We start from the raw sequence: 21,734 nt of genomic DNA on the forward strand, positions 1-21,734 counted from the left end.
GGATGGCGGAGCTCTTCACTCTCATGATATGCCTCTATGCGGCCTCGATGCTTGCAGTCCTGCCCATCAGAAACAACTATGAGAAGTCAATTCGCGTCGGGCACGCCTTCACGACGCTGGCCTCACTGGCACTGTTGGCCTTCGTAGTCGAGGCCGTACCCACCGCGATAAGGGGAGGGGCAATCGACTTCACCTTGGCCGGAATTCCCTTCCACGTTGACGGGCTCTCTCTGGTACTCTGCATGGTCCTCGGCATTCTTGGGCTAGCTACCTCCCTCTATTCCCCGCGCTACATGGAGTCCTACAAGAAGCTCGGAAGGGGATGGGTCTACGTAATCCTTTACTCGACCTTCGTGCTTTCGATGATACTCATAGTAACGGTAGCCAACCTGCTCTGGTTCGTGTTCTTCTGGGAAGTGATGACCTTGGCCTCTTACGTGCTCATGATATGGGAGCACAACGAGGGCCACGTCAGGAAGGCCGGCTGGAAGTATTTCGTCACAATGCACATCACCAGCACCTTGCCTCTCATCCTAGCCCTGGCCCTGCTCTACGCCAAGACCGGCTCGGTGGAAGGTTTAAACTTTGTAAGTTTATCCAAGCTCCATCTTGGGGCAGTCTACTACCTCCTGTTCCTCATGGGCTTCGGTAGCAAGGCAGGCGTTGTTCCAGTTCACTTCTGGCTACCAGAAGCCCATCCTATAGCTCCGAGCAACGTTTCAGCGTTGATGAGCGGTGCCATGATTAAAGTTGCCGTCTACGGCCTAGTCAGGCTCACTTGCTTCGTCATGAAGCCGAATGAGATCTTTGGCTACATCGTCGGAGCAATAGGTGCAATAACCTTGACCGTTGGAACGCTCTACGCCCTCAAGCAGACAGATGCCAAGAGGCTTCTTGCCTATCACAGCGTTGGTCAGATGGGTTACATCTGGCTTGGAGTGGGCACAGGAATCTTCTTCCTCGCCAAGGGCGGCGAGTGGGCAGCCTTCGGAGCGATAGCTTTGGCCGCTGGGCTTTACCACCTCCTCAATCACGCCGTCTTCAAGGGCTTGCTCTTCCTCTCGGCCGGTTCGATCCTCTACAGGACGGGAAGTAAGGATCTCAACAAGCTCGCCGGACTTGCGAAGCTCATGCCGGTAACAGCGCTCTTCACTTTCGTAGCGGCAATGTCAATAGCTGGAGTCCCACCCTTTAACGGCTTCATGAGCAAGTGGATGATATATCAAGCCACCTTCCTTTCAAGAAACGTCATCATCGTCATCTTCGGCATCTTTGCTCTCTTCATAAGCTCCGCTACCTTAGCATCTTTCCTCAAGTTCTACACGACAGCCTTCGGAGGTGAGCCCAACGAGCTGACTAAGGAGGCCAAAGAGGTCCCGAGTGAGATGCTCATTGCCAAGGGTCTCTTGGCACTGCTTTGCCTTCTCTTCGGGCTGATACCTTCCAGCGTAGTCCCGTTGCTAGTCTCGCCCGGAAAGATCCTCAGCGGTTCCGATATCTCTGGATGGCTTACCACAACACACTCACTCATCATGATAAAGGCTCCCGGAATGCCCGCCGGAGGAGAGACTGTCTTCAAGCCGCTCCTCTTCGTGATAGTTTTCGGCATAGCTTTTACTGTGCTCTATGTGGCATTTCCAATTCGCAAGAGAATCTACAAGCCCTGGACGCTCGGAGAACCCATTCCGATGGGTGCCTACAAGATGAAGGCCAGCAACTACTACGAGCCCTTCGAGGAATACATCCACGTCCTTTACCACTGGGGCAAGGAGCTTAGCAAGCTCGGCGGAAGGATAACGGATGGCGTTAGTTACGCTTACCTCTGGCTCTGCACGAAGCTTCACGAAATTGCGGATGCAACATCAAGGACCATAACAAATGCCGGCCTAGCATATTTGCGCTCCGCCAGAGAACTTTACCTCGATGAGTTCATCTTCGCGCCCTTCGTCAAGATACTGCGCGGGCTTGGCTTTGTGCTCGGTGAGATAAGAGTCAACGCAAGCTTAACGCTAGCCCTTGTGACCTTGGCGATAATCTTGGCCTTGGTACTCCTGTGAGGTGGTAAAGATGATCGAAAAGGCCATCTTCGGAATTTCATCCCTCCTCATAATCCTCGCCCTTCCACCACTCCTCGACGGAATCAGCAGGAAGATCAAGGCGACAATCCAGGAGAGGCAGGGGCCTCCGATCCTTCAGACCTACTATGACCTAGCTAGCCTGCTCTCCATGGAGCCCACCCTTCCAACTGACAGGCTAGGCTTTATATTAGCCCCCTATGTAGCCCTTGCCGCCGTCATATCGGCTGGAATGCTCCTTCCCTACGGCAACTTCACTCCGATAGCGTTTTCCGGAGACATCTTCGTCTTTGTCTACGTGCTCGGAATATTCTCCGTTTCACTCATGATGGCCGGCTTCCTCGTGAATAACACCTACGCAAACGCCGGAGCAAACAGGGAGATGATGCTAATCCTTGGCGTCGAGCCGATACTGGGCATAGCCGTCGGAATAATGGCTCTAAAGGAGGGCACGCTCAGTATCAGCGGCTTAGCCTTTAACCTAACGCCAAACCTTGCGATGCTCTTGATCCTCGCGTTCCTAGGTTACTGGAGCTATGTCGAGTGCGCCTTCATACCCTTCGACATAGCGGAGGCGGAGACGGAGATACTCGAGGGTCCGCTCGTAGAGTACAGCGGGAGGTTGCTTGGACTCTTCAAGTGGGCCTTGCTGGCCAAGAGGGTTGTCCTGACATGGTTCTTCGCAAGCATGCTGTCGATACCTATCTTGAAGAACTATGTTGATGTCTCAACGTTGATCGGCGGTGTTGTGATATTTATCGTGCAGCTAGCTCTCCTAATTATCCTCTACGCCCTATCGGCGGTTATAGAAGCGACGACGGCGCGCATGAAGGTAATACAGGCTCTCAGGCAGAACACCATAATATTCGTTATTGGACTCATCCTGCTGGTGCTCGCGTCCTTGGGGGTGGGAATGTGAGCGAGAAAGCTAATTCAAAATCCGTTGAGGAGAGGGTCGAGGTTACGCGGAAGTATCTTGACGAAATTATTGAGAGGTTTGGGGAGAAGATAAAGGACGTCAAGCAGGTTGCCTATAACCAATGGATCATTACTGTCGATAGAGAGGACCTACCTGAAGTTGTCCTCTACTTCCTCAATCATCCCGAGTTGAAGGAGACTCAGCTTTCCACAATGGTAGCGACCGACGAAAGGCCCCTGAACGGCAAGTTCAGCATCACATACTGGCTCAGCGTGAACGGAAAGGCCGGGGACTTTTACCTTGGTGTTAGAGCTTATATACCCGAGAACGACCCATGGTTCATCTCGATAACGCCGAAGCACAGGGGCGCCAACTGGTACGAGAGGGAAGCTATGGATATGTTAGGCCTCGAAGCGAGGGACCATCCTGACCCGAGAAGGCTCGTCCTCCCCGACGATTGGCCACCCTGCGTTTATCCCCTCAGGAAGGACTTCCACTACTCGGACAGCCCACCTGGAGAGAAGTTCTACCCCTACAAGAAGCCCAAAGAGAACGAGGCCATCGTCCCCTATGGGCCCTACCACGTCGCCCTCGAAGAGGCGGCCCACTTCAGGCTTTACGTCAAGGGAGAAACAATCACCGATGTAGACTACCGCGGCTTCTACGCCCACAGGGGGATAGAGAAAATAGTGGAGGGAAGGCTGACCTACGACCAGGTCTGCTTCATAGCCGAAAGGATATGCGGAATATGCGGCTGCACCCACTCAACTGCCTATTGTCAGGCCGTTGAGAGGGCCGGTGAGATAGAGGTTCCCGAGAGGGCTGAATACATAAGGACGATAGTTCTCGAAATAGAGAGGCTCCACAGCCACCTCCTTCACCTCGGAATAGTCTGCCACCTCACGGGCTACGACTACGGCTTCATGAAGGCCTGGAAGATAAGGGAGCACGTCATGTGGCTAGCTGAACGCTTAACGGGCAACAGGAAAACTTATGGAATGCTTCTCATCGGAGGAGTTAGAAGGGACATTCTCGAGTATAGGCGCTCTCTCATAGAGAAAACCATCAAGAAGATCAAGACCGAATTCGAGGAGTTCGTTGACGCCGCAATGTCTACGAGGACCTTCGTGAAGCGTTGCGAAGGAGTGGGTGTTCTTCCCTACAAGCTCGCCAAGGAGTGGGACGTTGACGGTCCCCTCGGAAGGGCCTCGGGCAGAGACTTCGACGTCAGGAGGGACCATCCGTACGCGGCCTACAAGGATCTGGACTTCAAGGTGCCGGTTTACAAGGAGGGCGACGTCTTCGCGAGGGCCCTCGTCAGGATCGACGAGGTCAGGGAGAGCATATGGATAATCGAGCAGGTCCTCGACACGATGCCCGGGGGCGACATTCTGGCGGAATACAGGGAGATACCTGCCTACAGGGAGGCAATAGGAGCCACCGAGGCTCCGAGGGGTGAGAACGTTCACTACGTTATGACCGGACCCGGGAACAAGCTCTACCGGTACCGCGTAAGGGCGGCGACCTACAACAACCTCCCGGCCGTTCCAGATATGATGAGAGGTTATACAATATCGGATGCACCGCTCATAGTGGCCTCTATAGATCCTTGCTACTCCTGCACAGAGAGGGTGCAGATAGTGGATATCGAGACTGGAAAGGTGAGAGTTCTGACAGAAGCTCAATTCAATAAGCTGTCCATAAAGGCCTCAAGGAGGGTCTGAGATGGCGGTAACGCTGAAGTATCCGTTTGTAAAGCTCGAGGCCCCACCCGAATACAGGGGCATTCCACAAATAGATCCAACGCTCTGCATTGGCTGCGGAGCCTGCGTTAACGCCTGTCCGCCCGATGCCATCCTCAGGATAGACGACTACGAGAAGGGAACGAGAAAGATTGTCCTCGACGTAGGAAGGTGCATCCGCTGCGCTCGCTGTGAAGAAGTCTGTCCGACCGGTGCGATAAAGCTAACCAACTTCTTTGAGGCAGCATCGCCCAATAGGAAGGACCACGTGGAACTCGTTGAGCTTAGGCTTGTGAAATGCAAGAACTGCGGTAGGTACGCTGACTTTACCGTCAGGCAGGTTCAGAAGGCCCTTCAGATACTTCCGAAGAAAGTTTTAGAGGAAGAAGCGCTCGAGGAGAAGGTTTGGCTCTGCATGGAATGTAGAAGAAATGGAACAGTTGACAGAACGATAAGGGCCAGCAGGGAGGTGGTTCTATGAAGCCCAAACTCCGCTCCATATGGGTTTTCCACCTCAATACGGGCTCGTGCAACGGCTGCGACATCGAGATAATCGACGTGCTCACGCCATTCTACGACGTCGAGCGCTTCGGAATAAAGCTAGTTGGAAGTCCAAGACACGCGCACGCGCTCCTCGTCTCCGGTCCGCTCACGAGGCAGGCCTACTACGGTGCTAAGGAGACGATAAAGGCGATGCCACCACAGCCAAGGGTAATAGTGGCAATTGGAACCTGCACTTGCAGTGGCGGGATATTCTACGACGGCTATCCAATCTACAGAAGGCCCGAGAGCGGCAGGAAAGGCCTCGAATATCCGCGGAAAGGAGGTATAAACGAGCTCTTAGCGGATCTCAGGGAGGAGGGGGAGCCGATAGGGCCAGTAATCTATATCCCCGGTTGCCCGCCAAGGCCGGAGGAGATAATCTACGGAATAGCTCAGCTCGTGGGACTCGTTGAGAAGAGATTGAGCTATCAGGAGTACAGCGATGATATCGTGAAGTTCAGGCTACCGGAGGGCCCGATAGAGGAGAGGATAAGGCTGACCCTTAGGGAGAGGCTCAGGCACCTCGTCGGCTACCTGGATAGGGAGAGAATCCTGGAGGACTTCATGAAGCTCGTCGAGCAGGCGGAGAAGAGCGAGAACCCAAGAGGAGAGTTAGCAAGGCTTGTCAAAGAGTACGCCGCCAAATGTGGCGATGTCAGGCTGGCCTTCTGCATGGCTCTCCTAGAGAGCGAGTATTGGAGGGTTAGAGATGCCCTGGATGCTGGTAAAGAGTTCGTATATTGGATTTAAAACTCGTATAGGAGCTGGTCTCGCTCACATAGAGGGAGACTTCGAGGTGAAGGAGGTAATCGGGGAGATAAGCTCCAAAGCGGCTCACATACTTAGAAGGCGCTTCCCATACATCACGCTCGCCGATGCTCCCCTGATTCCCTTGGAGGAGCTGGATGAGGGGGATAGGCAACTGCTGATTAAAGCTCTCTCAAGTCTAAAGGAGAATGAAAGGCTCAAAATAGAGTGGAGGTGAAGGATGATGGCTGAAACGAAGGAAAAAGTCCTGTATGGAGTTGATACGACCTTTGAAGCGATAGCCAAGAAGGCCACGCCAAAATTCAAGACTACGCCAGGCAGATTGCTCTTCGCCGGCTTCATGGCAGGTGCCTTCATTGCCTTCGGATTCCTGCTTGCCATAATTGCTTCCACGGGATACAGTCCCAAGCTGTTCCCAGACAAGGGCAACATCTCAGCGTTCAAAGTGCTACTCGGTGCCGTCTTCCCAGTTGGCCTCATAGCGGTCATCTTGGCGGGAGCGGATCTCTGGACCGGTAATGTGCAGTTCCTCAGCTCCGCTAAGGCCAAGGGCTACGCTGACTTCAAGTGCGTCCTTTACAACTGGTTCGGAAGCTACGGTGGAAACTTCATAGGCTCGATATTCCTAGCGCTCCTAGCGGTTTCACTCACCGGGCTCTTTGGCCACGTTGGCGAGCCGAACTACTTCGGTCAGGTCGCAGTTGGCATAGCAACAGGGAAGGTCTCCAAGGACTTACTGGCGTTGTTTTTCCTCGGTATCGGCTGTAACTGGCTCGTCAATGTGGCCATTTGGCAGTCAGCAAGGGTTCAGGACGGTGCCGGCAAGATACTCGCCATCTGGTTCCCAATCTTCGCCTTCGTCGCCATAGGCTTCGAACACGCCATAGCTAACATGTGGGTAATCCCGACTGGCATCTTCCTAAGTGACTACTCCATAACCTGGACCCAGTTCTTCCACAACCTCATACCAGTAACCTTCGGCAACGCTGTCGGTGGCTTCCTCTTTGTGGCCTTCTATTACTGGTACCTCAGCCATCCAGAGCTGAGCACTGAGAGAATCATCAAGGAGATCGTTGACTTTTTCATTGTCTTCATGGCCTTCTGGGCCGTTGCGACTCTCATCCCCGCAGGAATTGGCATAGCACTCGACAAGGCACTCGGCAAGGGCGCCATGTACATCGTCCCGCTGGTGCTGTCCCTCTACTACATCGTCGGCGCCTTCCTCCTCTACAAGAAAACCAAGCGCGACTGACTCTTTCATTTTTTCATTCACTATGAGAGGTGATATAGATGCTCGAAGACGCGTTCATGACGCTCATGAAGCTTGCGATTCCGCTGTACCTGCTGGCGATAGTTATCTACACGGTTAGGGCCTTTAGAGGACCGACTGTTCCAGATATAATCCTTGCAGTGGATTGCATTAGCTTTGACTTGGCAGCCTTTATGGCCATTCTTGCCGTCTACTTCAAAAGCGTCTTTCTGATCGGGGGAGCCATAACCCTCGCCCTCTGGGCGTATCTCCTAGACATATACGTTGCCAAACACCTGGCGAGAGGGGAGGTGGGAGCATGAGCGAGATCCTCTTCTACCTTGGAGCACTCATGATCATCATTGGAGGAATCTGCGACCTACTTGGAGCCATAGGCCTGCTCCGCTTCCCCAACTTCTATGTCAGGCTACACGCTGCAACGGTAGGTACAATTGGCGGTGCAGTTGTTCCTCTCTTTGGAATCTCGCTCCTCTCCCTCGGTGCCGACTTCCTCCCCCACAAGTATGCAATCGCGGGAGCAAGCTTTGTCACGGGGGTTATAATTCTCCTCGCGGCTCCAGCCGGAGCAACAGCTTTAGCTTACGCTGCCCACAGGGCCAAACTCGTGAAGTGGGAGCCAAAGGTTGACCACCTCGCAGAGGTGAGGAAGAATGATTAAAGTTCACCTGATAATCTTGGCAATCGCGGCGGTCCTTGGGATGGCCTTTTCATACCTCGCAGTGACAGAAAAGGATCTCCTCAAAGCCATAGGTTACTCGGCGGTTCAGGCTGTGGCCTATGCCGTAGCCTTCTACATCCTGATGGCGCCAGACGTTGTCCTAGCTTACATTGCCATTGCTGTTGGAATTTACTCAGCACTTCTCGTCTTCGTGGTAAGCAAAACCGAAAGATACGAGGTGGTGTAAATGAAGCGCCTACTCAGCCTGCTCATCCTGCTCGGTATAATCATTGGTCTAGCATTTTATCTTAGCCTACCCACCCAAGAGGGCCTAAGGAGTCTTGGCGAGTTCTACCTGGAGAGCAGTTACTTTGGTGATTATTCAGCCAAGAGCCCAGAGGTCGTCACGTCAATCCTCTGGGACTACCGTGGTGTTGACACACTATTCGAAACGGCCGTGTTCTTCCTCGCAATAATAGGAAGCCTTACAATCTTCAGGATAGAGGGTAAGAAGGAGAGAGCTGAAGCCAAGAGCTCCCTGCCTCTGCCGGTTCCGGTAGTTACCAAGTTTATCGCCACCCTCATCCTAGCTATCTCGGCATCAATAGCACTCCACGGCCAGCTCACGCCGGGTGGCGGCTTCCAAGGTGGCGTTGCCTTAGCGGTTGCGCCACTCCTCATAATTGCAGCATACTCCAAGTATGCACTCGAAAACAACGGCCTAGACAAGACGAAGGCGATAATACTCCGTTCAATAGGCCTCTTAGGCATAGCCCTTATTGCTTTGATCCCCCTCCTCAGTGGAGGCCACATAATGCAGAATCAACCGATTTTCCCGGCCGAAGCTTTAGGGGTTCCCCTCGGTGGTTCGCTGATCTACTACAACATCTTTGAATTTCTTGCCGTGGGAGCGGGCTTCACGGCGGTGTTCCTCCTGCTCGCCATTCCCGAAGAAGAGTTCAAGGAAAAAGGGGGTGCCTGTGAATGATTGCGTTCCTCTGGAGCCTAACGCTACTCTCGATAATAGCCACCATGCTCATCGGCCTTTATGGGATAGCAAGGAGGCCGAGCCTTGTCAAAAAACTCATAGCATTAACGATCTTCGGTGATGCGGCCAATCTCTTCGTAGTTGCTCTTGGCTACCGCCTGATATACCCGGTCCAGCCCCCTATCTTACCGAAGTGGGAGGAGAAGGCACTAAGCAGCTTTATAGCTCATTCAGTTGACCCGCTTCCTCAGGCGTTGGTAATTACCGCGGTCGTCATTGGAATGGCCGTCAACGTCCTCATAGCCTTCGCAATAATCCAGATACACCGCATCTACGGAAGTACCGACGTTAGGGAGCTCGGAAAGAAATTGCCTGAAATCCTGAGGGAGGGATGGTGAATGAGAGGCTTCCTATCGACGGCTCTCTTAGGGTTTGTAACTTACATCATCTTTACCGGATCAGTGACTCCCTACGATTTGGCTACCGGTGCTATCGTTGCCATCATTACCGGGGCCCTAATGGGGAAGTTCCTCGTCAGGAGCGATGCCAAGGCCCTCAATCTGGTTAGGTGGCTTTGGGGTGCCATATATTTCGTCTGGTATATGCTGGTGGCTGAAACGAAGGCTCACTTAGATGTCATGGCCAGGATAATCACCGGGAACGTCAACCCCGGCATAGTTAGGGTTCCAATCAGGGTGAATACCGATTACGCGAAGACCTTAGTTGCAAATTCGATTACGAACACGCCGGGAACCGTTGTTGTTGACATGGATGAAAACTATCTCTATGTGAACTGGATTAACGTGACGAGTGAAGACCCGGAAAGAGCCAGGGAAAAAATCTCGGCCGACTTTGAGAAGTTCGCTAAGAGAATGTTCGAGTGAGGTGGTGTGAATGAACGTTGTTGGACTGACCCCCATAATCCCAATCGTCTTTGCCTTTGCACTTCCACTAACCTCAATAATCGTAAAGGGCAATAAGAAAATTATCCAGATGTATGCCTTGCTCGGCACAGGCTTGACGTTGCTTGCCACCTGCAAGCTTTTTAAGATAACTTATGCCGCAGAAAAGCCACTAATATATACCTTCGGCGGCTGGAATGCGCCAGTGGGCATAATTTACGAAGTCGACAAGATGAGCGCCCTCCTTGCCCTAGTCACAGCCGTGCTCATGTTCCTCATCGCAATCTACAGCTATCGGTACCTTGAAAGGGAGGGTGGTCTTGAATGGTACTACACACTTTATCTCGGCCTCGAAGCCGGCCTATTGGGGGTTTTATTAACGGGCGACGCTTTCAACCTCTTCGTCATGATAGAAGTAACCAGCATCGCGGCATACGCCCTCGTCATGTACTACAATGCCAGGGGGGATTCAATCTACGCTGGTCTGAAATACGCCTTCATAGGTGCCATTGGGACCACCATGTACTTCCTTGCCCTCGGCGTCATATATTACGCCTTTGGAACCCTAAACATGGCCAACCTAAGCGCTATAATTCACGGAATAAACTTTCCGATTGCCAACGAGACCTACTATAACATAGCCGTTGCCTCGGGTATCGTCTTGGCTTTAGCGAGCTGGGCGTTCCTAATTAAGGCGGCGATAGTTCCTAACCACTTCTGGCTTCCAGAGGCTCACCCCGCCGCTCCAAGTCCTGTATCGGCAATTCTCTCGGGACTGGTTGTAAACGTCGGCATTTACTCCCTGGCGAGGTTCCTCTACACAATCTATGGTGGCCAGCTAAGCGGCCAGCTCGGTCAGATGGTTCATATCATAAGCACGATAATCATAACTCTCGGCGCTGTTTCGGCACTGTTTGGGGCTTTAATGATGAACGTTCAGAGGGACATCAAGAGGCTCATAGCATATTCAACCATTATGCACATGGGTTACTTGGCAATGGCCGTGGGGGCTGGAACACAGCTGGCACTTCAGGCGGCGGTCTTTCACATGGTAAACCACGCGGTGGCCAAGGCGCTGCTCTTCCTTGCAGCGGGAGTCTTCGTTCACGCGGCCGGCTCCAGGAACATTAACGACCTCGCCGGTCTTGGCCGGAAAATGCCCCTCGCAACATTCAGCCTAGCCATAGCTTCCCTGAGTCTCGTAGGAATACCACCACTCAACGTCTTCTTCAGCAAACTGCTACTGTTCAACGCCTTTATGGAGAAGAGCTTTGTCCTAGCTCTTATCCTTGTGCTGAGCTCAATCATAGCACTCGTTGCCTATATCAGGGTGCTCTACGAGATATGGCTTGGCAAGCGTACAGGAGTGGTAAACGTCAAAGAGCCTATTAGCATGAGCACGGTCTGCCTGCTACTGGCTATAGCATCGATAGCCCTAGGTCTGCTGGCTCCATATATAATCGAGCACTACATCAACCCAGCCGTGAATCAGACCGTAGATTACGAGCTCTATATAAGGGCGGCGCTCGAGAGTGCGGTAAAGTTGAAACTCTCCTGACACCTCTCTATTTAACCCTTGGTTGGGAAGGGAAAGTTCAGGAAAGTCTTTTATAGGCCGGAGAGAAGCTAAAATTGGAAGAATAGAAAAATTCGAACCGAATCAAGGTCTATGGTGGCAGAATATGCTCCGCGAAGATAGATGCATCGGCTGTGGTGTGTGTTCAAAGGCATGCCCCCACGGAGCCATAATCGTTCGTGAGAATCAGGTGAGGATCTTGGAGTTTCATCCTGAACTCTGCAGGGACTGTGGATTTGAGTGCAACGCCTCTTGCCCTACGGGAGCTATTGAAGAAAAGCCCTCTTCCCGGGTGTTAAAGTTCGAATACGCCATCTGTGCCATGTGCGGACAAAGACTTCCCCTCACGAGGGAAGAAGCCGAACATCTTGCCCAAGTACTTATGAAATCTGGTGGAAGACCCGAATTCGCGTATTTGTGCGATGAATGCAAGATAAAGCTTCAGTCACGCGCATCTAAAGCTTATTATGGATACATGGTCTGAGGGGTGATTCGTGATGAAGGGTATGAGATTTGCCTTCCTGTGTAGGGAGAAGCCCCAACCTACTGGAAAGAGGGTGGCCGTTATCGGTGCTGGCCCCGCCGGCCTTGCGGCCACTGGCTACCTCGTCTGCCACGGACATGAAGTCCACGTTTACGACAAGCTTCCCGAGCCCGGAGGCCTAATGCTTTTCGGAATACCAGAGTTCAGGATTCCCATCTATAGGGTCAGATTAGGTTACAAGGAGCTCGAAGAGGTCTTTGGCGTGAAGTTCTTCACTAGAACGAAGGTCATTTTCGGCGAAAGAGAAGATGAAGGTGATGAGTACGTCGAAAGAACCGTGAACTTCGAGGATCTCGTCAGGGACTACGATGCTGTGCTCATAGCCACAGGAGCTTGGAAGTCTTGGGTGGCAAACATCGAGGGCATAAACCTAGAGGGAGTCTATCCGGCGCTCGAGTACCTATTCAAGATAAAGTCCGCCAAGCTCGGATACATGGACTGGACCGAGATTCCCCCGATAGAGGGGAAGAGAGTCATGGTCATAGGAGCTGGCCACACGGCCGTCGACGCTGCCATGGAGAGCCTTCTCCTCGGAGCTGACACCGTGTATATGAGCTACCGCAGAACGATTCGGGAAGCTCCGGCAGGAGCCTATGAGATAAACCTTCTGAAGAGCAAGGGCGTTAAGTGGCTTGAACTTACAATTCCAGTAAAGATAATAGGCGAAGACGGGAAGGTGAGGGCAATAGAGCTCCAGAAGTGCAAGCTCGGTGAACCCGACGAGACGGGAAGGAGGAAACCTATTCCAATTGATGGATCTAATTTCCAGGTGGAGGTTGATTACGTCGTGTTCGCAATTGGTCAGACGCCAACGCCTCCCTTCGCCGAGGACGCAGGCATAGCAGTTGACAAGAAGGGCAGGATAGTTGTCGATTCAAGGCATATGACAAGTAGAGAGGGAGTTTTCGCGGCTGGCGACGTCGTTCTGGGCCCCTCAAAGGTTGGGAGGGCCGTTAAGGACGGCCTTTATGCGGGCGAGAGTATTCACAACTGGTTAATGGGGAGGTGATGGAGATGAGGAGAAGGATCCTCCACGTTGACTATAGCCTCTGCATAGGATGTGAGACCTGTCAGTCCGTCTGTGAGTTCATTCACAATGGGAAACCTAACATAAGGATATACTACACTGTCTCGGGTCTGCCGGTCCCAATAAGCTGTAAGCACTGCGATAAAGCTCCGTGCATGGACGTTTGTCCTGCAGGGGCTATTTATCGCGACAGTGATGGTGCCGTCATAATCAACCCCAAGAAGTGCATTGGGTGTCTCATGTGTCTCGCCGTTTGTCCCTTTGGCGCGCCGAGCTATGACGTGAGAATCAGGGCGGTTACCAAGTGCGATATGTGCGCCGACAGGAGAAAGTTAGGAATGGAGCCCGCATGCGCCGAGATGTGCCCAGCAGAAGCCATATTCTTTGGAAAGCCCGAGGAGGTCGAGGACGAAATAAGAAGAAGAACGGCCGAGAAGATAGCCCGCGAAAGAATTTCTCTCGAGAGCATGGAAGGTGTAGGGCGGCTTCTCTAGCCTCTTTTTTAACCTTTGGTTGAAAACAGCCAGTTTTATACTTCAATTTGCAATTCTAAGCTTCAGAAAAGCGTTTTAAAAGCTCGCGAGAATCAACCCCTGAAGTCAAGGTAAACAAAACAATCTAATTCGAGTCCGGGAGGTGTCAGGGTTGTCGTTTATCGCGGCCTTCGCTTGGTCCTATATCCTCTGGCTCGTCCTCACCGCGGGTAGCAAGGGATTACTATGGAGCACGCAGGAGCTCGTGGCGGGCTTAATATTCTCAGCCATCGTGGGCTACGCGACGAGGGGGATAATAGGGGATAAGGCGGTAAGATTCCTAAATCCAGTGAAGTGGGTTCTTGCGATAGCCTATACTCCCGTGCTCTTCTGGGGCATGGTCAAAGCAAACTTTGACGTTGCCTACAGGGTCATAACAGGAAAGATAAGGCCCGGCATAGTCAAGGTTCCCGTCAACCTTGAAAACGATGCCCAGTATGCAATCCTCAGCAACTCAATAACCCTAACCCCGGGAACCCTAACGGTGGACGCCTGCCCCGAAGAGAAAGCCCTGTACGTTCACTGGATAAACATCCCCGAAGGCCTTGAGTGGCCCGAGAACTCGGAGCCCGTCTCAGGCCCATTTGAAAGATGGGCGAGGAGGTTGGGAGAATGATATTCTTTTACGCCACACTCATGGTGGGAGTGGCGGCCCTCTTGGCCGTGGCCAGACTCATCCTCGGTCCCAGCGTCCCAGACAGAGTCGTGGCCCTCGACACACTCAACACCTTAGTGGTAGCCGCGATGATACTCTTGGGGGCTGCTTACAGCAGAACTATCTACATCGACATAGCCATCGTTTATGCCTTGCTCAGCTACATTGGAACGCTTATCATAGCCAGGTATCTTCAGGGGGGATTGGCGTGATAGAGTATGTGATCTATGCTTTCCTTACTATCGCCATCGCCTTCAATTTCCTAGGAAGTATAGCGCTCCACCGCTTCCCCGACGTTTACACGAGGCTTCATGGAGCTACAAAATGCACTACTTTTGGCACGATATTTGCCGTTCTGGCCGTTGTTGTCCACGCCCTCAATATGCTTCATAAAACGGGGAACCCCAAGTACCTGCAGATGGCCCTCCACAGCGTCGTTGCTCTCGTAGCACTGTTACTAACGAACCCAACGGGCGCTCACGCCATCGCCAAGGCGGCACACTTGAGCGGATATCTTCCCAAGGGGGCCGTCGTCGATGCTTATCTGTTGAAGAGGAAGGGGGGAGAAGAATGAACCCCGCAACCCTTGATATGGTAATCCAAGCGATGATACTGGTGGGCATCATAGTGAGCTCCGTCCTTATCATCAACCTCAGGGACCTTCTTTCGGCCGCCCTCGCCTCGGCTGCCATGAGCCTACTCCTCAGTCTCGAGTTTTATATGCTCCACGCCCCCGACGTGGCTATAGCTGAAGCCGCCGTTGGTGCAGGCGTCGTTACCGCAATTGTTGTTTATGCGATAGCCAAGACGGAGAGATGGGAGCGTGAGGCCCCATGAAGAAGACACTGGCATTCCTTTCGCTACTCGTTATCTTTGCGGCCCTCCTACTAGCGACGCATCCCGATTACGGGATAAAGTTTGGCCTTGGCGGTGATGAGTGGCTTAGATATCGCTACACCGATGAGTACTACATAGAGCACGGCGTTGAAGAGGTTGGAGGAACGAACATCGTAACTGACATAGTGTTCGACTACCGTGGCTACGATACTCTCGGCGAAGCCACCGTTCTGTTTACGGCCATAGCCGGTGCCGTGGCCCTGCTAAGGCCCTGGAGGAGGGATGAGAATGAGTGACATGGGACTCATCGTGAGGACGCTTGCACGAACCACAATACCGCTCATTGGAATATTCGGCGCCTACATCGTCTCGCACGGCCACCTTACACCGGGTGGCGGCTTCCAGGGAGGGGCTACGATAGCCGGGGCTGGAATACTCTTCCTCGTCGCCTTCGGCCTTGAAGAGGCCAAGAAGAGGATAAACAAGAGCCTGTATTCAGTTCTAGAAGGGATAGGGGGCCTCGTGTTCCTCGGCGCCGCAATGCTTGGCCTGAGTGTGGCCTTCTTCTACAACATCCTCTGGCATGAAGGGCCTTTCCTCAACGGTCAGCCCGGAACTCTCCTCTCGGCTGGCTATCTGCCAATAATGAACCTCGCCGTCGGTCTCAAGGTATTCACCGGACTCGTCTCGGCGCTTATGGCAATAGCCCTCTACAGGAGGTGGCGAAAGTGATAGCCCTCCAGTACCTCACGGCCTTTATAATGGTAGCTCTCGGGATATACGCTTTCCTGTACAAGCGCAACCTCATCAAGCTGATACTCGCCCTGAACCTAATCGACTCTGGAATACACCTGCTCCTCATAAGTGAAGGCTACAGGATGGAGAACGGTATTCCCCCGACGGCCCCCGTCTACACTGGCTATGAGGGTGGCGCGATGGTAGCTCCGATTCCCCAAGCCCTTGTCCTGACGAGCATAGTCATCGGCGTTTGTGTGCTTTCCCTCGCGGTGGCCATGACGGTAAACGCCTACCGTCACTATGGAACCCTTGACGTAACGAAGATCAGGAGGTTGAGGGGATGATACTGCCGTACCTCATAATAATCCCCCTACTCGGAGCGTTTTCCATGCCTATAGTGAGCCTCCTCGGAAGGAGAGCAAGAGAAGCCTGGGCCCTGCTCATCAGCGGCGCAACTCTTGCAGTAGCCGTTCAGGTCTTCAGGGATGTCTGGAATAGGGGGACGATAGTCTACACGCTCGGTGCCAAGAGCCCCTTCGGCATGGCGAACTTCCCAATAAGGATAGTCTGGGAAGTGGACAAGCTTGGAGCAATCATGGTCGTCATAGTGGCCTTTGTGAGCTTTCTGGCGGTGCTATACTCCCTCGAGTATATGGCCCACGACACCGGGCTCGAGAAGTTCTACACCCTCATCCTTATCCTCGAGCTCGGCATGCTTGGTATAGCGATAACGGGCGATATCTTCAACTTCTACGTCTTCCTCGAGATAATGAGCATAGCCAGCTATGCCCTCGTCGCCTTTAGGAATGACACTTGGGAGGCCATTGAAGCGGGTATAAAGTACATGTTCGTTGGTTCCCTTGCCAGCTCCTTCGTCCTGCTCGGCATAGCTCTCCTTTACGGCCAGTATGGAACGCTGACGATGGCTTACTTGGCCATTAAGATGGCCGAGAACCCGACCATAGTGGCTAAGGTTGCCTTGGCGCTCTTCCTCGGAGGCCTGCTATTCAAGAGTGGTGCCTCACCCGTCCACATGTGGCTCGCCGATGCGCATCCAGCGGCCCCAAGTTCTATCAGCGCAATGCTGAGTGGGCTGGTTATAAAGGTTGGTGGCATATACGCAATAGCCAGAATTATCTTCAGCGTATTCTCTCCGGCAGTAAACCTCACGACCGTGGGCTGGATAATAATAATCTTTGCCTGCATAACCCTCATCGTGGGTAACGCCATGGCCGTTATCCAGACGGACATGAAGCGCCTCCTCGCTTACTCCTCGGTCGGGCAGATAGGCTACATACTCCTCGGCCTCGGTATCGGCCTAGCCGCCTACGGAACAAAGGTTGGCGAAATCGCCCTGGCTGGAGCCATCTACCACACCGTCAACCACGCCCTGATGAAGGCACTCCTCTTCCTTGTCGCTGGGGCCGTCATCCACGAGCTTGGCACGAGGAACCTCAACGAATTGAGTGGCTTAGCAAAGAGCATGCCCAAGACGACCTTTGCCTTTCTCATAGGTGCGGCCGCCATAGTCGGCCTACCTCCACTCAACGGCTTCGCCAGCAAGTGGCTCATCTACGAGAGCTCAGCACTGTTCAACCCAGTCCTCGGTGCCATAGCAATCATCGGAACGGCCTTCTGTACGGCAGCGTACGTTAGGGTGCTCTTCACCTTCTTCGGAAAGCCCAGCGAGAAGGTCATTGAGGCAAAGGAACCAGGCCCAGCAATGCTGATTCCAATGTTCATCCTAGTTGCGACAATAATTATCATGGGCATCCTCCCGTGGCAGATAAGTGAGAAGTTCATGATTCCTGCAGCTAGGGCACTCTGGGACGTCTTCGGATACGTAGCGGCCCTTATGGGGGTGGGATGATGTTCGGATACTGGGACGCTCTCTACTTCGTCCTCGTCTTTATCATCGGCCTTATCCTCGCGTGGCTCCTTGAGAGGTGGGCAGCTAAGGCGGGCATGGGAACGAGGGAAGTCGGAGAGGGAACGAAGATATTCATCAGCGGTGAGGACTCTGAGAAAGTAATTCCCGGCTTCGAGCACCTCGAGGGCAACTACACTGGCAGGAACGTCATGTGGGGTCTAATCCACGGTGTCAAGAGGTTCTTCACAATCCTCCAGAAGGACCATACCGGCCTGCTCACAGACTATGCGAGCTACCTACTCATGACGACGGCCTTCGTCCTCGTGATCCTCCTGCTGAGGGGGTGACATCATGATCAAGGTTCCTGTCAATGGGAACTCATTGGAGCGGGAGAAGCTTGAGAAGAGGATTGCTCAGTTATGCCGATTCATAGGGCGCTCACCATGGGTCTTCCACGTGAACTCGGGGAGTTGCAACGGTTGCGACATCGAGATAATAGCCGCGCTGACGCCCCGCTATGATGCAGAGCGCTTCGGCGTTAAGCTCGTTGGTAGCCCAAGGCATGCCGACATCCTACTCGTTACCGGCCCGGTTACGAACCAGAGCCTCGAGAGGGTCAAGCTTGTATACGAGCAGACCCCCGAGCCGAAGATAGTCATAGCCGTTGGGGCGTGTCCAACCGGGGGTAGCGTCTTCTACGAGAGCCCCTTCACAAACGCCCCCCTCGACAGGGTAATACCCGTTGACGTCTTCGTTCCGGGTTGCCCGCCGAGGCCAGAGGCCATACTCCACGGCGTCGTCCTCGCGCTGGAGAAGCTGGCCCTTAAAATTAAGGGGAAACTTCCGGAGGAGGGTGAAGATAATGAGTGACGCTAACCCTACAACCGAGAATGTTGAGGCGCAGAGAGAGCCAACCAAAGAGGAGAAGATCGCCGAGATGATAAAGGCCAAGTTCCCGAGGGCTGAGGTCGAGGTCAGGGAGAACAAGTGGGGTAGGAAACGAATAGGGGTGAGCGTGAGCAGGGAGGACTATAAACCCCTCATGGAGTTCCTCAGGGAGCTGGATCCAGAGGCCCACTACTCCATTGCAATTGAAGAGGACCTTGGCGAAGAGCTGGGCCTAGCAACGCACCTCCTGATCCTCTATGAAGATGCCCCCGGCGTTTCGCTCATCGTGAAGACCAAGGTTCCCAAGGAGGACCCCGTTCTACCCGACGTCAGCGATGTATATCCTATAGCACTCCAGTTCGAGAGGGAATGCATGGAGATGATAGGGCTCGACTTCGAGGGTGCCCCGGACAAGAGGCGTTTGTTCCTTCCGGACGACTTCCCCGAGGATATCTACCCGCTCAGACTTGACGAAAAGGGCATAAGCGAAGAGATTGTGAAGAACGCCGGCCATCCGTATCTCCTCAGGAGGGGTAGCACATGAAGAAGGTTGAATACTGGGTCAAGATACCCTTTGGCCCAATTCATCCAGGGCTTGAGGAGCCCGAGAAGTTCATCCTCACGCTCGACGGTGAGAGCATAGTTAACGTTGACGTCAAGCTCGGCTACAATTTGAGGGGCATCCAGTGGATAGCCATGAGGAGGAACTACGTCCAGATAATGTATTTGGCGGAAAGGATATGCGGCATCTGCTCCTTCTCCCACAACCACACCTACGTCAGGGCCGTCGAGGAGATGGCGGGTATTGAAGTGCCCGAGAGGGCCGAGTATATAAGGGTTATTATCGGCGAGCTCGAGAGGATTCATTCCCACCTCCTCAACCTCGGTGTCATCGGGCACGACATAGGTTACGATACCGTTCTGCACCTAACATGGCTAGCCCGTGAGAAGGTCATGGACGTCCTTGAAGCCATCAGCGGTAACCGCGTCAACTACTCCATGATAACCATAGGTGGCGTTAGAAGGGACATCAACGAGAAGAGGAAGAGGCTGATCCTCGAAATGATAGAGTACTACAAGAAGATTATGCCCCAGATAGAGGACATCTTCCTCCACGACTCCACGATAGAGGCAAGGCTTAGAGATGTCGCCACGGCCCCCAAAAAGCTTGCCTTGGAGATGGGTGCCGTGGGACCGACGGGAAGGGGAAGCGGCATCAAAGAAGATGCCAGGTGGAGCGAGGGACTCGGCGTTTATCCGGATCTCGGGGTAAAGCCCATCCTCCCGCAAGACGTCACTGGGGAGAAGGCAAGGGGAGACGTTTACGACAGGGTCGCCGTGAGAATTGGAGAGCTCTGGCAGAGCCTTGAGCTTATAGAGAGAGCGCTCGATCAGATGCCCGAGGGCAAGATAAAGACCTTCCCCAAGGACAACGTCCTCCTCGCAAAGCTCAAAGTTATGGCTGATGGAGAGGGAATAGGAAGGTACGAGGCCCCGAGAGGCGAGCTCGTTCACTACGTCCGCGGTCAGAAAGGCAAAGACGGGCCTCTGCGCTGGAAGATGAGAGAGCCCACATTTCCAAATCTATTCACCATAGCGAAAGCACTTGAGGGCAATCAGCTCGCCGACGTTGTCGTTGCAATAGCCTCGATAGACCCATGCCTGAGCTGTACCGACAGGGTCGCGGTAGTCAAGGATGGAAAGAGAACCATCCTCACGGAGAAGGACCTTCTTAAGCTCTCGATTGAGAAAACGAGGGAAATAAATCCCAATATCAGGGGCGATCCAACGCCCGCTGGACTGGGCTGTTTGAGGGGTGGTCTGCTATGATTTGGGAGCTCCTCGCCCTCCTCGGCATCTACGCCTATGTCTCGATAGCATCGCTCCTCTATGCGGGAATAGACAGGAAGCTCGTCGCGAGGATGCAACGCAGGATAGGGCCGCCGATCTTGCAGCCATTCTACGACTTCCTGAAACTTGCCAGTAAAGAAACGATAGTGCCTAATACTGCCAATTTCATGTTCAAGGCTAGCCCAATCCTCATGCTTGCAACTACCATAGCACTCTTGGCCTATACACCCATCGGCTTTAAGCCGCTCTTCGCTACCAAGGGCGACATAATAGTCTTCATATACCTCCTCACGCTAGCTGACTTCTTCCTCGTGCTTGGTGCCATAAGCTCGGGCAACCCCTACGCGAAGGTAGGGGCGAGCAGGGAGATCGCACTACTTGCATCAAGGGAGCCCGCGATGATGCTTGGAGTCTTCACGGTGATGTGGGCCCTCTCAAAGCACGGCGTCGAGAAGCCCTTCAGCCTCGCCAACCTCTACGAGCACAATATCTGGGAGTTTGGCCCGATGGCATGGGTTGGGGGTGCTGTACTCATCTACGTCTTCATGACTTGGCTGGCGAGTGAGGTGGAGGCGGGGTTCTTTAACGTGCCTGAGGCTGAACAGGAGATTGCCGAGGGACCCCTCGTGGAATACAGCGGTCGCTACCTTGCCATAATAAAGCTTGCCGAGTCCCTGAAAGAGTTCATAGCCGCTTCACTCGTCGTGGCCATACTCTTCCCATGGGGAATTGAGATGCCAGGCCTTGAGGGCTACGTGGTCAACCTTCTTATACACACCGCCAAGGTCTTCGCGGTGCTCTTCGTCGCCAAGACGGTCTTCAGGGCCGTTACAGGTAGGCTTAGGGTCACAGAGGCCGTCAACCTGCTCTGGACGAGGGTATTCAGTGCCAGCCTTGTGGCCAGCCTGATAATAGCCATGGGGGTGGTTATGTGATAAAGCTTCCGCTCCTCTCAACGGTCTTAAAGAACATCGCCAAGAGGCCTGCAACTAACCTCTTCCCGAAAACGGACCCCGTCCCCGTTCCTGAAGATTTCAGAGGCAAGATTATCTATCACGTGGACAAGTGCGTTGGATGTAGAATGTGCGTCATGGTGTGCCCGGCGGGCGTCTTCATTTACCTACCGGAGGTCAGAAAGGTCACCCTGTGGCTTGGACGCTGCGTCTTCTGCAAGCAGTGCGTTGACGTCTGCCCGACAAGAGCCCTAGAGATGAGCGATGAGTTCCTCCTTGCAACCTACGACAAGTATGATAAGAAGCTCAGGTGGTTCACCGAAGAGGAAATCGAGGAGTACAAGAGGAAGCTAGAAGAGCAGAAGAAGGCCAAGGAGGTAGCAAAGAAGTCTTAACT

The 21,734-nt window shown here is 53.3% G+C and carries 31 protein-coding genes; all 31 read left to right on the top strand.

Annotated features, from left to right (window positions below; genetic code table 11):
* Positions 1 to 2: 2 nt before the first annotated feature.
* Complete coding sequence (locus PYCH_RS05400) at positions 3 to 2,057, top strand: proton-conducting transporter transmembrane domain-containing protein (RefSeq protein WP_013905844.1); 2,055 nt, start codon at positions 3 to 5, stop codon at positions 2,055 to 2,057.
* 10 nt (positions 2,058 to 2,067) lie between these two features.
* Positions 2,068 to 2,994, top strand: a complete 927-nt coding sequence (locus tag PYCH_RS05405; protein WP_013905845.1) for a respiratory chain complex I subunit 1 family protein — start codon at positions 2,068 to 2,070, stop codon at positions 2,992 to 2,994.
* Positions 2,991 to 4,718 (top strand): hydrogenase large subunit, encoded by a 1,728-nt coding sequence (locus tag PYCH_RS05410; protein ID WP_013905846.1) that lies wholly within the window; start codon positions 2,991 to 2,993, stop codon positions 4,716 to 4,718. Before PYCH_RS05405 ends, PYCH_RS05410 begins: the two co-directional genes overlap by 4 nt.
* A 1-nt stretch (position 4,719) precedes the next feature.
* Positions 4,720 to 5,217, top strand: coding sequence for a 4Fe-4S dicluster domain-containing protein (locus PYCH_RS05415; protein ID WP_013905847.1), 498 nt, complete (start codon positions 4,720 to 4,722; stop codon positions 5,215 to 5,217).
* The gene (locus PYCH_RS05420; protein ID WP_013905848.1) at positions 5,214 to 6,029 is read left to right on the top strand and encodes an NADH-quinone oxidoreductase subunit B family protein; all 816 of its coding nucleotides are present in this window, start codon (positions 5,214 to 5,216) and stop codon (positions 6,027 to 6,029) included. Before PYCH_RS05415 ends, PYCH_RS05420 begins: the two co-directional genes overlap by 4 nt.
* Positions 5,989 to 6,264, top strand: a complete 276-nt coding sequence (locus PYCH_RS05425; protein WP_148236200.1) for a hypothetical protein — start codon at positions 5,989 to 5,991, stop codon at positions 6,262 to 6,264. Before PYCH_RS05420 ends, PYCH_RS05425 begins: the two co-directional genes overlap by 41 nt.
* A gap of 6 nt (positions 6,265 to 6,270) precedes the next feature.
* Entirely contained in the window at positions 6,271 to 7,299 is a 1,029-nt protein-coding gene (locus tag PYCH_RS05430) for a formate/nitrite transporter family protein (RefSeq protein ID WP_048058379.1), read from the top strand.
* Positions 7,300 to 7,337: 38 nt separating this feature from the next.
* The gene (locus PYCH_RS05435) at positions 7,338 to 7,619 is read left to right on the top strand and encodes a monovalent cation/H+ antiporter complex subunit F (protein WP_013905851.1); all 282 of its coding nucleotides are present in this window, start codon (positions 7,338 to 7,340) and stop codon (positions 7,617 to 7,619) included.
* Complete coding sequence (gene mnhG / locus PYCH_RS05440) at positions 7,616 to 7,975, top strand: monovalent cation/H(+) antiporter subunit G (RefSeq protein ID WP_013905852.1); 360 nt, start codon at positions 7,616 to 7,618, stop codon at positions 7,973 to 7,975. Before PYCH_RS05435 ends, mnhG (PYCH_RS05440) begins: the two co-directional genes overlap by 4 nt.
* Positions 7,968 to 8,222 carry a hydrogenase subunit MbhD domain-containing protein gene (locus PYCH_RS05445; RefSeq protein ID WP_013905853.1) on the top strand — a complete coding sequence of 85 codons (255 nt, stop codon included), beginning with the start codon at positions 7,968 to 7,970 and terminating at the stop codon, positions 8,220 to 8,222. The genes mnhG (PYCH_RS05440) and PYCH_RS05445 overlap by 8 nt, the downstream gene beginning before the upstream one ends.
* Positions 8,223 to 8,963: an MnhB domain-containing protein gene (locus PYCH_RS05450; RefSeq protein ID WP_013905854.1), complete on the top strand. Its 741-nt coding sequence runs from the start codon at positions 8,223 to 8,225 to the stop codon at positions 8,961 to 8,963. It begins immediately after the preceding gene.
* Positions 8,960 to 9,361 carry a Na+/H+ antiporter subunit C gene (locus PYCH_RS05455; RefSeq protein WP_013905855.1) on the top strand — a complete coding sequence of 134 codons (402 nt, stop codon included), beginning with the start codon at positions 8,960 to 8,962 and terminating at the stop codon, positions 9,359 to 9,361. The genes PYCH_RS05450 and PYCH_RS05455 overlap by 4 nt, the downstream gene beginning before the upstream one ends.
* Positions 9,362 to 9,847 carry a Na+/H+ antiporter subunit E gene (locus PYCH_RS05460; RefSeq protein WP_048058225.1) on the top strand — a complete coding sequence of 162 codons (486 nt, stop codon included), beginning with the start codon at positions 9,362 to 9,364 and terminating at the stop codon, positions 9,845 to 9,847.
* Between the two features lie 10 nt (positions 9,848 to 9,857).
* Positions 9,858 to 11,423 carry a proton-conducting transporter transmembrane domain-containing protein gene (locus PYCH_RS05465; RefSeq protein ID WP_013905857.1) on the top strand — a complete coding sequence of 522 codons (1,566 nt, stop codon included), beginning with the start codon at positions 9,858 to 9,860 and terminating at the stop codon, positions 11,421 to 11,423.
* A gap of 124 nt (positions 11,424 to 11,547) precedes the next feature.
* Positions 11,548 to 11,925, top strand: coding sequence for a 4Fe-4S dicluster domain-containing protein (locus PYCH_RS05470; protein ID WP_048058226.1), 378 nt, complete (start codon positions 11,548 to 11,550; stop codon positions 11,923 to 11,925).
* A gap of 13 nt (positions 11,926 to 11,938) precedes the next feature.
* Complete coding sequence (locus tag PYCH_RS05475; RefSeq protein WP_013905858.1) at positions 11,939 to 12,994, top strand: FAD-dependent oxidoreductase; 1,056 nt, start codon at positions 11,939 to 11,941, stop codon at positions 12,992 to 12,994.
* A gap of 5 nt (positions 12,995 to 12,999) precedes the next feature.
* Entirely contained in the window at positions 13,000 to 13,506 is a 507-nt protein-coding gene (locus PYCH_RS05480) for a 4Fe-4S dicluster domain-containing protein (RefSeq protein ID WP_048058380.1), read from the top strand.
* A 151-nt stretch (positions 13,507 to 13,657) separates the two neighbouring features.
* Positions 13,658 to 14,161, top strand: a complete 504-nt coding sequence (locus tag PYCH_RS05485) for a monovalent cation/H+ antiporter subunit E (RefSeq protein WP_013905860.1) — start codon at positions 13,658 to 13,660, stop codon at positions 14,159 to 14,161.
* Complete coding sequence (locus PYCH_RS05490) at positions 14,158 to 14,412, top strand: cation:proton antiporter (RefSeq protein WP_013905861.1); 255 nt, start codon at positions 14,158 to 14,160, stop codon at positions 14,410 to 14,412. The genes PYCH_RS05485 and PYCH_RS05490 overlap by 4 nt, the downstream gene beginning before the upstream one ends.
* Entirely contained in the window at positions 14,409 to 14,774 is a 366-nt protein-coding gene (gene mnhG, locus PYCH_RS05495; RefSeq protein WP_013905862.1) for a monovalent cation/H(+) antiporter subunit G, read from the top strand. The genes PYCH_RS05490 and mnhG (PYCH_RS05495) overlap by 4 nt, the downstream gene beginning before the upstream one ends.
* Positions 14,771 to 15,037 carry a DUF4040 domain-containing protein gene (locus PYCH_RS05500; RefSeq protein ID WP_013905863.1) on the top strand — a complete coding sequence of 89 codons (267 nt, stop codon included), beginning with the start codon at positions 14,771 to 14,773 and terminating at the stop codon, positions 15,035 to 15,037. Before mnhG (PYCH_RS05495) ends, PYCH_RS05500 begins: the two co-directional genes overlap by 4 nt.
* Positions 15,034 to 15,333: a hydrogen gas-evolving membrane-bound hydrogenase subunit E gene (gene mbhE, locus PYCH_RS05505; RefSeq protein WP_013905864.1), complete on the top strand. Its 300-nt coding sequence runs from the start codon at positions 15,034 to 15,036 to the stop codon at positions 15,331 to 15,333. The genes PYCH_RS05500 and mbhE overlap by 4 nt, the downstream gene beginning before the upstream one ends.
* Positions 15,326 to 15,769: a Na(+)/H(+) antiporter subunit B gene (locus tag PYCH_RS05510; protein WP_013905865.1), complete on the top strand. Its 444-nt coding sequence runs from the start codon at positions 15,326 to 15,328 to the stop codon at positions 15,767 to 15,769. The genes mbhE and PYCH_RS05510 overlap by 8 nt, the downstream gene beginning before the upstream one ends.
* Entirely contained in the window at positions 15,766 to 16,119 is a 354-nt protein-coding gene (locus PYCH_RS05515) for an NADH-quinone oxidoreductase subunit K (RefSeq protein ID WP_013905866.1), read from the top strand. Before PYCH_RS05510 ends, PYCH_RS05515 begins: the two co-directional genes overlap by 4 nt.
* Positions 16,116 to 17,645, top strand: a complete 1,530-nt coding sequence (locus PYCH_RS05520) for a proton-conducting transporter transmembrane domain-containing protein (protein WP_013905867.1) — start codon at positions 16,116 to 16,118, stop codon at positions 17,643 to 17,645. The genes PYCH_RS05515 and PYCH_RS05520 overlap by 4 nt, the downstream gene beginning before the upstream one ends.
* Positions 17,645 to 17,992, top strand: a complete 348-nt coding sequence (locus PYCH_RS05525; RefSeq protein ID WP_013905868.1) for a hypothetical protein — start codon at positions 17,645 to 17,647, stop codon at positions 17,990 to 17,992. The genes PYCH_RS05520 and PYCH_RS05525 overlap by 1 nt, the downstream gene beginning before the upstream one ends.
* A 4-nt stretch (positions 17,993 to 17,996) precedes the next feature.
* Positions 17,997 to 18,515 (top strand): NADH-quinone oxidoreductase subunit B family protein, encoded by a 519-nt coding sequence (locus PYCH_RS05530; protein WP_013905869.1) that lies wholly within the window; start codon positions 17,997 to 17,999, stop codon positions 18,513 to 18,515.
* The gene (locus PYCH_RS05535; protein ID WP_013905870.1) at positions 18,508 to 19,077 is read left to right on the top strand and encodes an NADH-quinone oxidoreductase subunit C; all 570 of its coding nucleotides are present in this window, start codon (positions 18,508 to 18,510) and stop codon (positions 19,075 to 19,077) included. The genes PYCH_RS05530 and PYCH_RS05535 overlap by 8 nt, the downstream gene beginning before the upstream one ends.
* A complete protein-coding gene (locus PYCH_RS05540; protein ID WP_013905871.1) occupies positions 19,074 to 20,363 on the top strand; it encodes a hydrogenase large subunit in 1,290 nt (429 codons plus the stop codon). Before PYCH_RS05535 ends, PYCH_RS05540 begins: the two co-directional genes overlap by 4 nt.
* Positions 20,360 to 21,319, top strand: coding sequence for a respiratory chain complex I subunit 1 family protein (locus tag PYCH_RS05545; protein WP_013905872.1), 960 nt, complete (start codon positions 20,360 to 20,362; stop codon positions 21,317 to 21,319). The genes PYCH_RS05540 and PYCH_RS05545 overlap by 4 nt, the downstream gene beginning before the upstream one ends.
* Complete coding sequence (locus PYCH_RS05550; RefSeq protein ID WP_013905873.1) at positions 21,316 to 21,732, top strand: 4Fe-4S binding protein; 417 nt, start codon at positions 21,316 to 21,318, stop codon at positions 21,730 to 21,732. The genes PYCH_RS05545 and PYCH_RS05550 overlap by 4 nt, the downstream gene beginning before the upstream one ends.
* Positions 21,733 to 21,734: the final 2 nt, after the last annotated feature.

Source organism: Pyrococcus yayanosii CH1 (genome assembly GCF_000215995.1).
Classification (GTDB): Archaea; Methanobacteriota_B; Thermococci; order Thermococcales; family Thermococcaceae; genus Pyrococcus; species Pyrococcus yayanosii.

What these genes read in the sequence shown, in the direction of transcription:
- PYCH_RS05425 (WP_148236200.1), top strand. Translation starts at nt 5,989, where the DNA reads ATGCCCTGGATGCTGGTAAAGAGTTCGTATATTGGATTTAAAACTCGT.
- PYCH_RS05430 (WP_048058379.1), top strand. Translation starts at nt 6,271, where the DNA reads ATGGCTGAAACGAAGGAAAAAGTCCTGTATGGAGTTGATACGACCTTT.
- PYCH_RS05520 (WP_013905867.1), top strand. Translation starts at nt 16,116, where the DNA reads ATGATACTGCCGTACCTCATAATAATCCCCCTACTCGGAGCGTTTTCC.
- PYCH_RS05475 (WP_013905858.1), top strand. Translation starts at nt 11,939, where the DNA reads ATGAAGGGTATGAGATTTGCCTTCCTGTGTAGGGAGAAGCCCCAACCT.
- PYCH_RS05510 (WP_013905865.1), top strand. Translation starts at nt 15,326, where the DNA reads ATGAGTGACATGGGACTCATCGTGAGGACGCTTGCACGAACCACAATA.
- PYCH_RS05405 (WP_013905845.1), top strand. Translation starts at nt 2,068, where the DNA reads ATGATCGAAAAGGCCATCTTCGGAATTTCATCCCTCCTCATAATCCTC.
- PYCH_RS05540 (WP_013905871.1), top strand. Translation starts at nt 19,074, where the DNA reads ATGAAGAAGGTTGAATACTGGGTCAAGATACCCTTTGGCCCAATTCAT.
- mbhE (WP_013905864.1), top strand. Translation starts at nt 15,034, where the DNA reads ATGAAGAAGACACTGGCATTCCTTTCGCTACTCGTTATCTTTGCGGCC.
- PYCH_RS05445 (WP_013905853.1), top strand. Translation starts at nt 7,968, where the DNA reads ATGATTAAAGTTCACCTGATAATCTTGGCAATCGCGGCGGTCCTTGGG.
- PYCH_RS05470 (WP_048058226.1), top strand. Translation starts at nt 11,548, where the DNA reads ATGCTCCGCGAAGATAGATGCATCGGCTGTGGTGTGTGTTCAAAGGCA.
- PYCH_RS05525 (WP_013905868.1), top strand. Translation starts at nt 17,645, where the DNA reads ATGTTCGGATACTGGGACGCTCTCTACTTCGTCCTCGTCTTTATCATC.
- PYCH_RS05500 (WP_013905863.1), top strand. Translation starts at nt 14,771, where the DNA reads ATGAACCCCGCAACCCTTGATATGGTAATCCAAGCGATGATACTGGTG.
- PYCH_RS05400 (WP_013905844.1), top strand. Translation starts at nt 3, where the DNA reads ATGGCGGAGCTCTTCACTCTCATGATATGCCTCTATGCGGCCTCGATG.
- PYCH_RS05460 (WP_048058225.1), top strand. Translation starts at nt 9,362, where the DNA reads ATGAGAGGCTTCCTATCGACGGCTCTCTTAGGGTTTGTAACTTACATC.
- mnhG (WP_013905852.1), top strand. Translation starts at nt 7,616, where the DNA reads ATGAGCGAGATCCTCTTCTACCTTGGAGCACTCATGATCATCATTGGA.
- PYCH_RS05450 (WP_013905854.1), top strand. Translation starts at nt 8,223, where the DNA reads ATGAAGCGCCTACTCAGCCTGCTCATCCTGCTCGGTATAATCATTGGT.
- PYCH_RS05465 (WP_013905857.1), top strand. Translation starts at nt 9,858, where the DNA reads ATGAACGTTGTTGGACTGACCCCCATAATCCCAATCGTCTTTGCCTTT.
- PYCH_RS05415 (WP_013905847.1), top strand. Translation starts at nt 4,720, where the DNA reads ATGGCGGTAACGCTGAAGTATCCGTTTGTAAAGCTCGAGGCCCCACCC.
- PYCH_RS05490 (WP_013905861.1), top strand. Translation starts at nt 14,158, where the DNA reads ATGATATTCTTTTACGCCACACTCATGGTGGGAGTGGCGGCCCTCTTG.
- PYCH_RS05455 (WP_013905855.1), top strand. Translation starts at nt 8,960, where the DNA reads ATGATTGCGTTCCTCTGGAGCCTAACGCTACTCTCGATAATAGCCACC.
- PYCH_RS05535 (WP_013905870.1), top strand. Translation starts at nt 18,508, where the DNA reads ATGAGTGACGCTAACCCTACAACCGAGAATGTTGAGGCGCAGAGAGAG.
- PYCH_RS05480 (WP_048058380.1), top strand. Translation starts at nt 13,000, where the DNA reads ATGAGGAGAAGGATCCTCCACGTTGACTATAGCCTCTGCATAGGATGT.
- PYCH_RS05530 (WP_013905869.1), top strand. Translation starts at nt 17,997, where the DNA reads ATGATCAAGGTTCCTGTCAATGGGAACTCATTGGAGCGGGAGAAGCTT.
- PYCH_RS05435 (WP_013905851.1), top strand. Translation starts at nt 7,338, where the DNA reads ATGCTCGAAGACGCGTTCATGACGCTCATGAAGCTTGCGATTCCGCTG.
- PYCH_RS05420 (WP_013905848.1), top strand. Translation starts at nt 5,214, where the DNA reads ATGAAGCCCAAACTCCGCTCCATATGGGTTTTCCACCTCAATACGGGC.
- PYCH_RS05545 (WP_013905872.1), top strand. Translation starts at nt 20,360, where the DNA reads ATGATTTGGGAGCTCCTCGCCCTCCTCGGCATCTACGCCTATGTCTCG.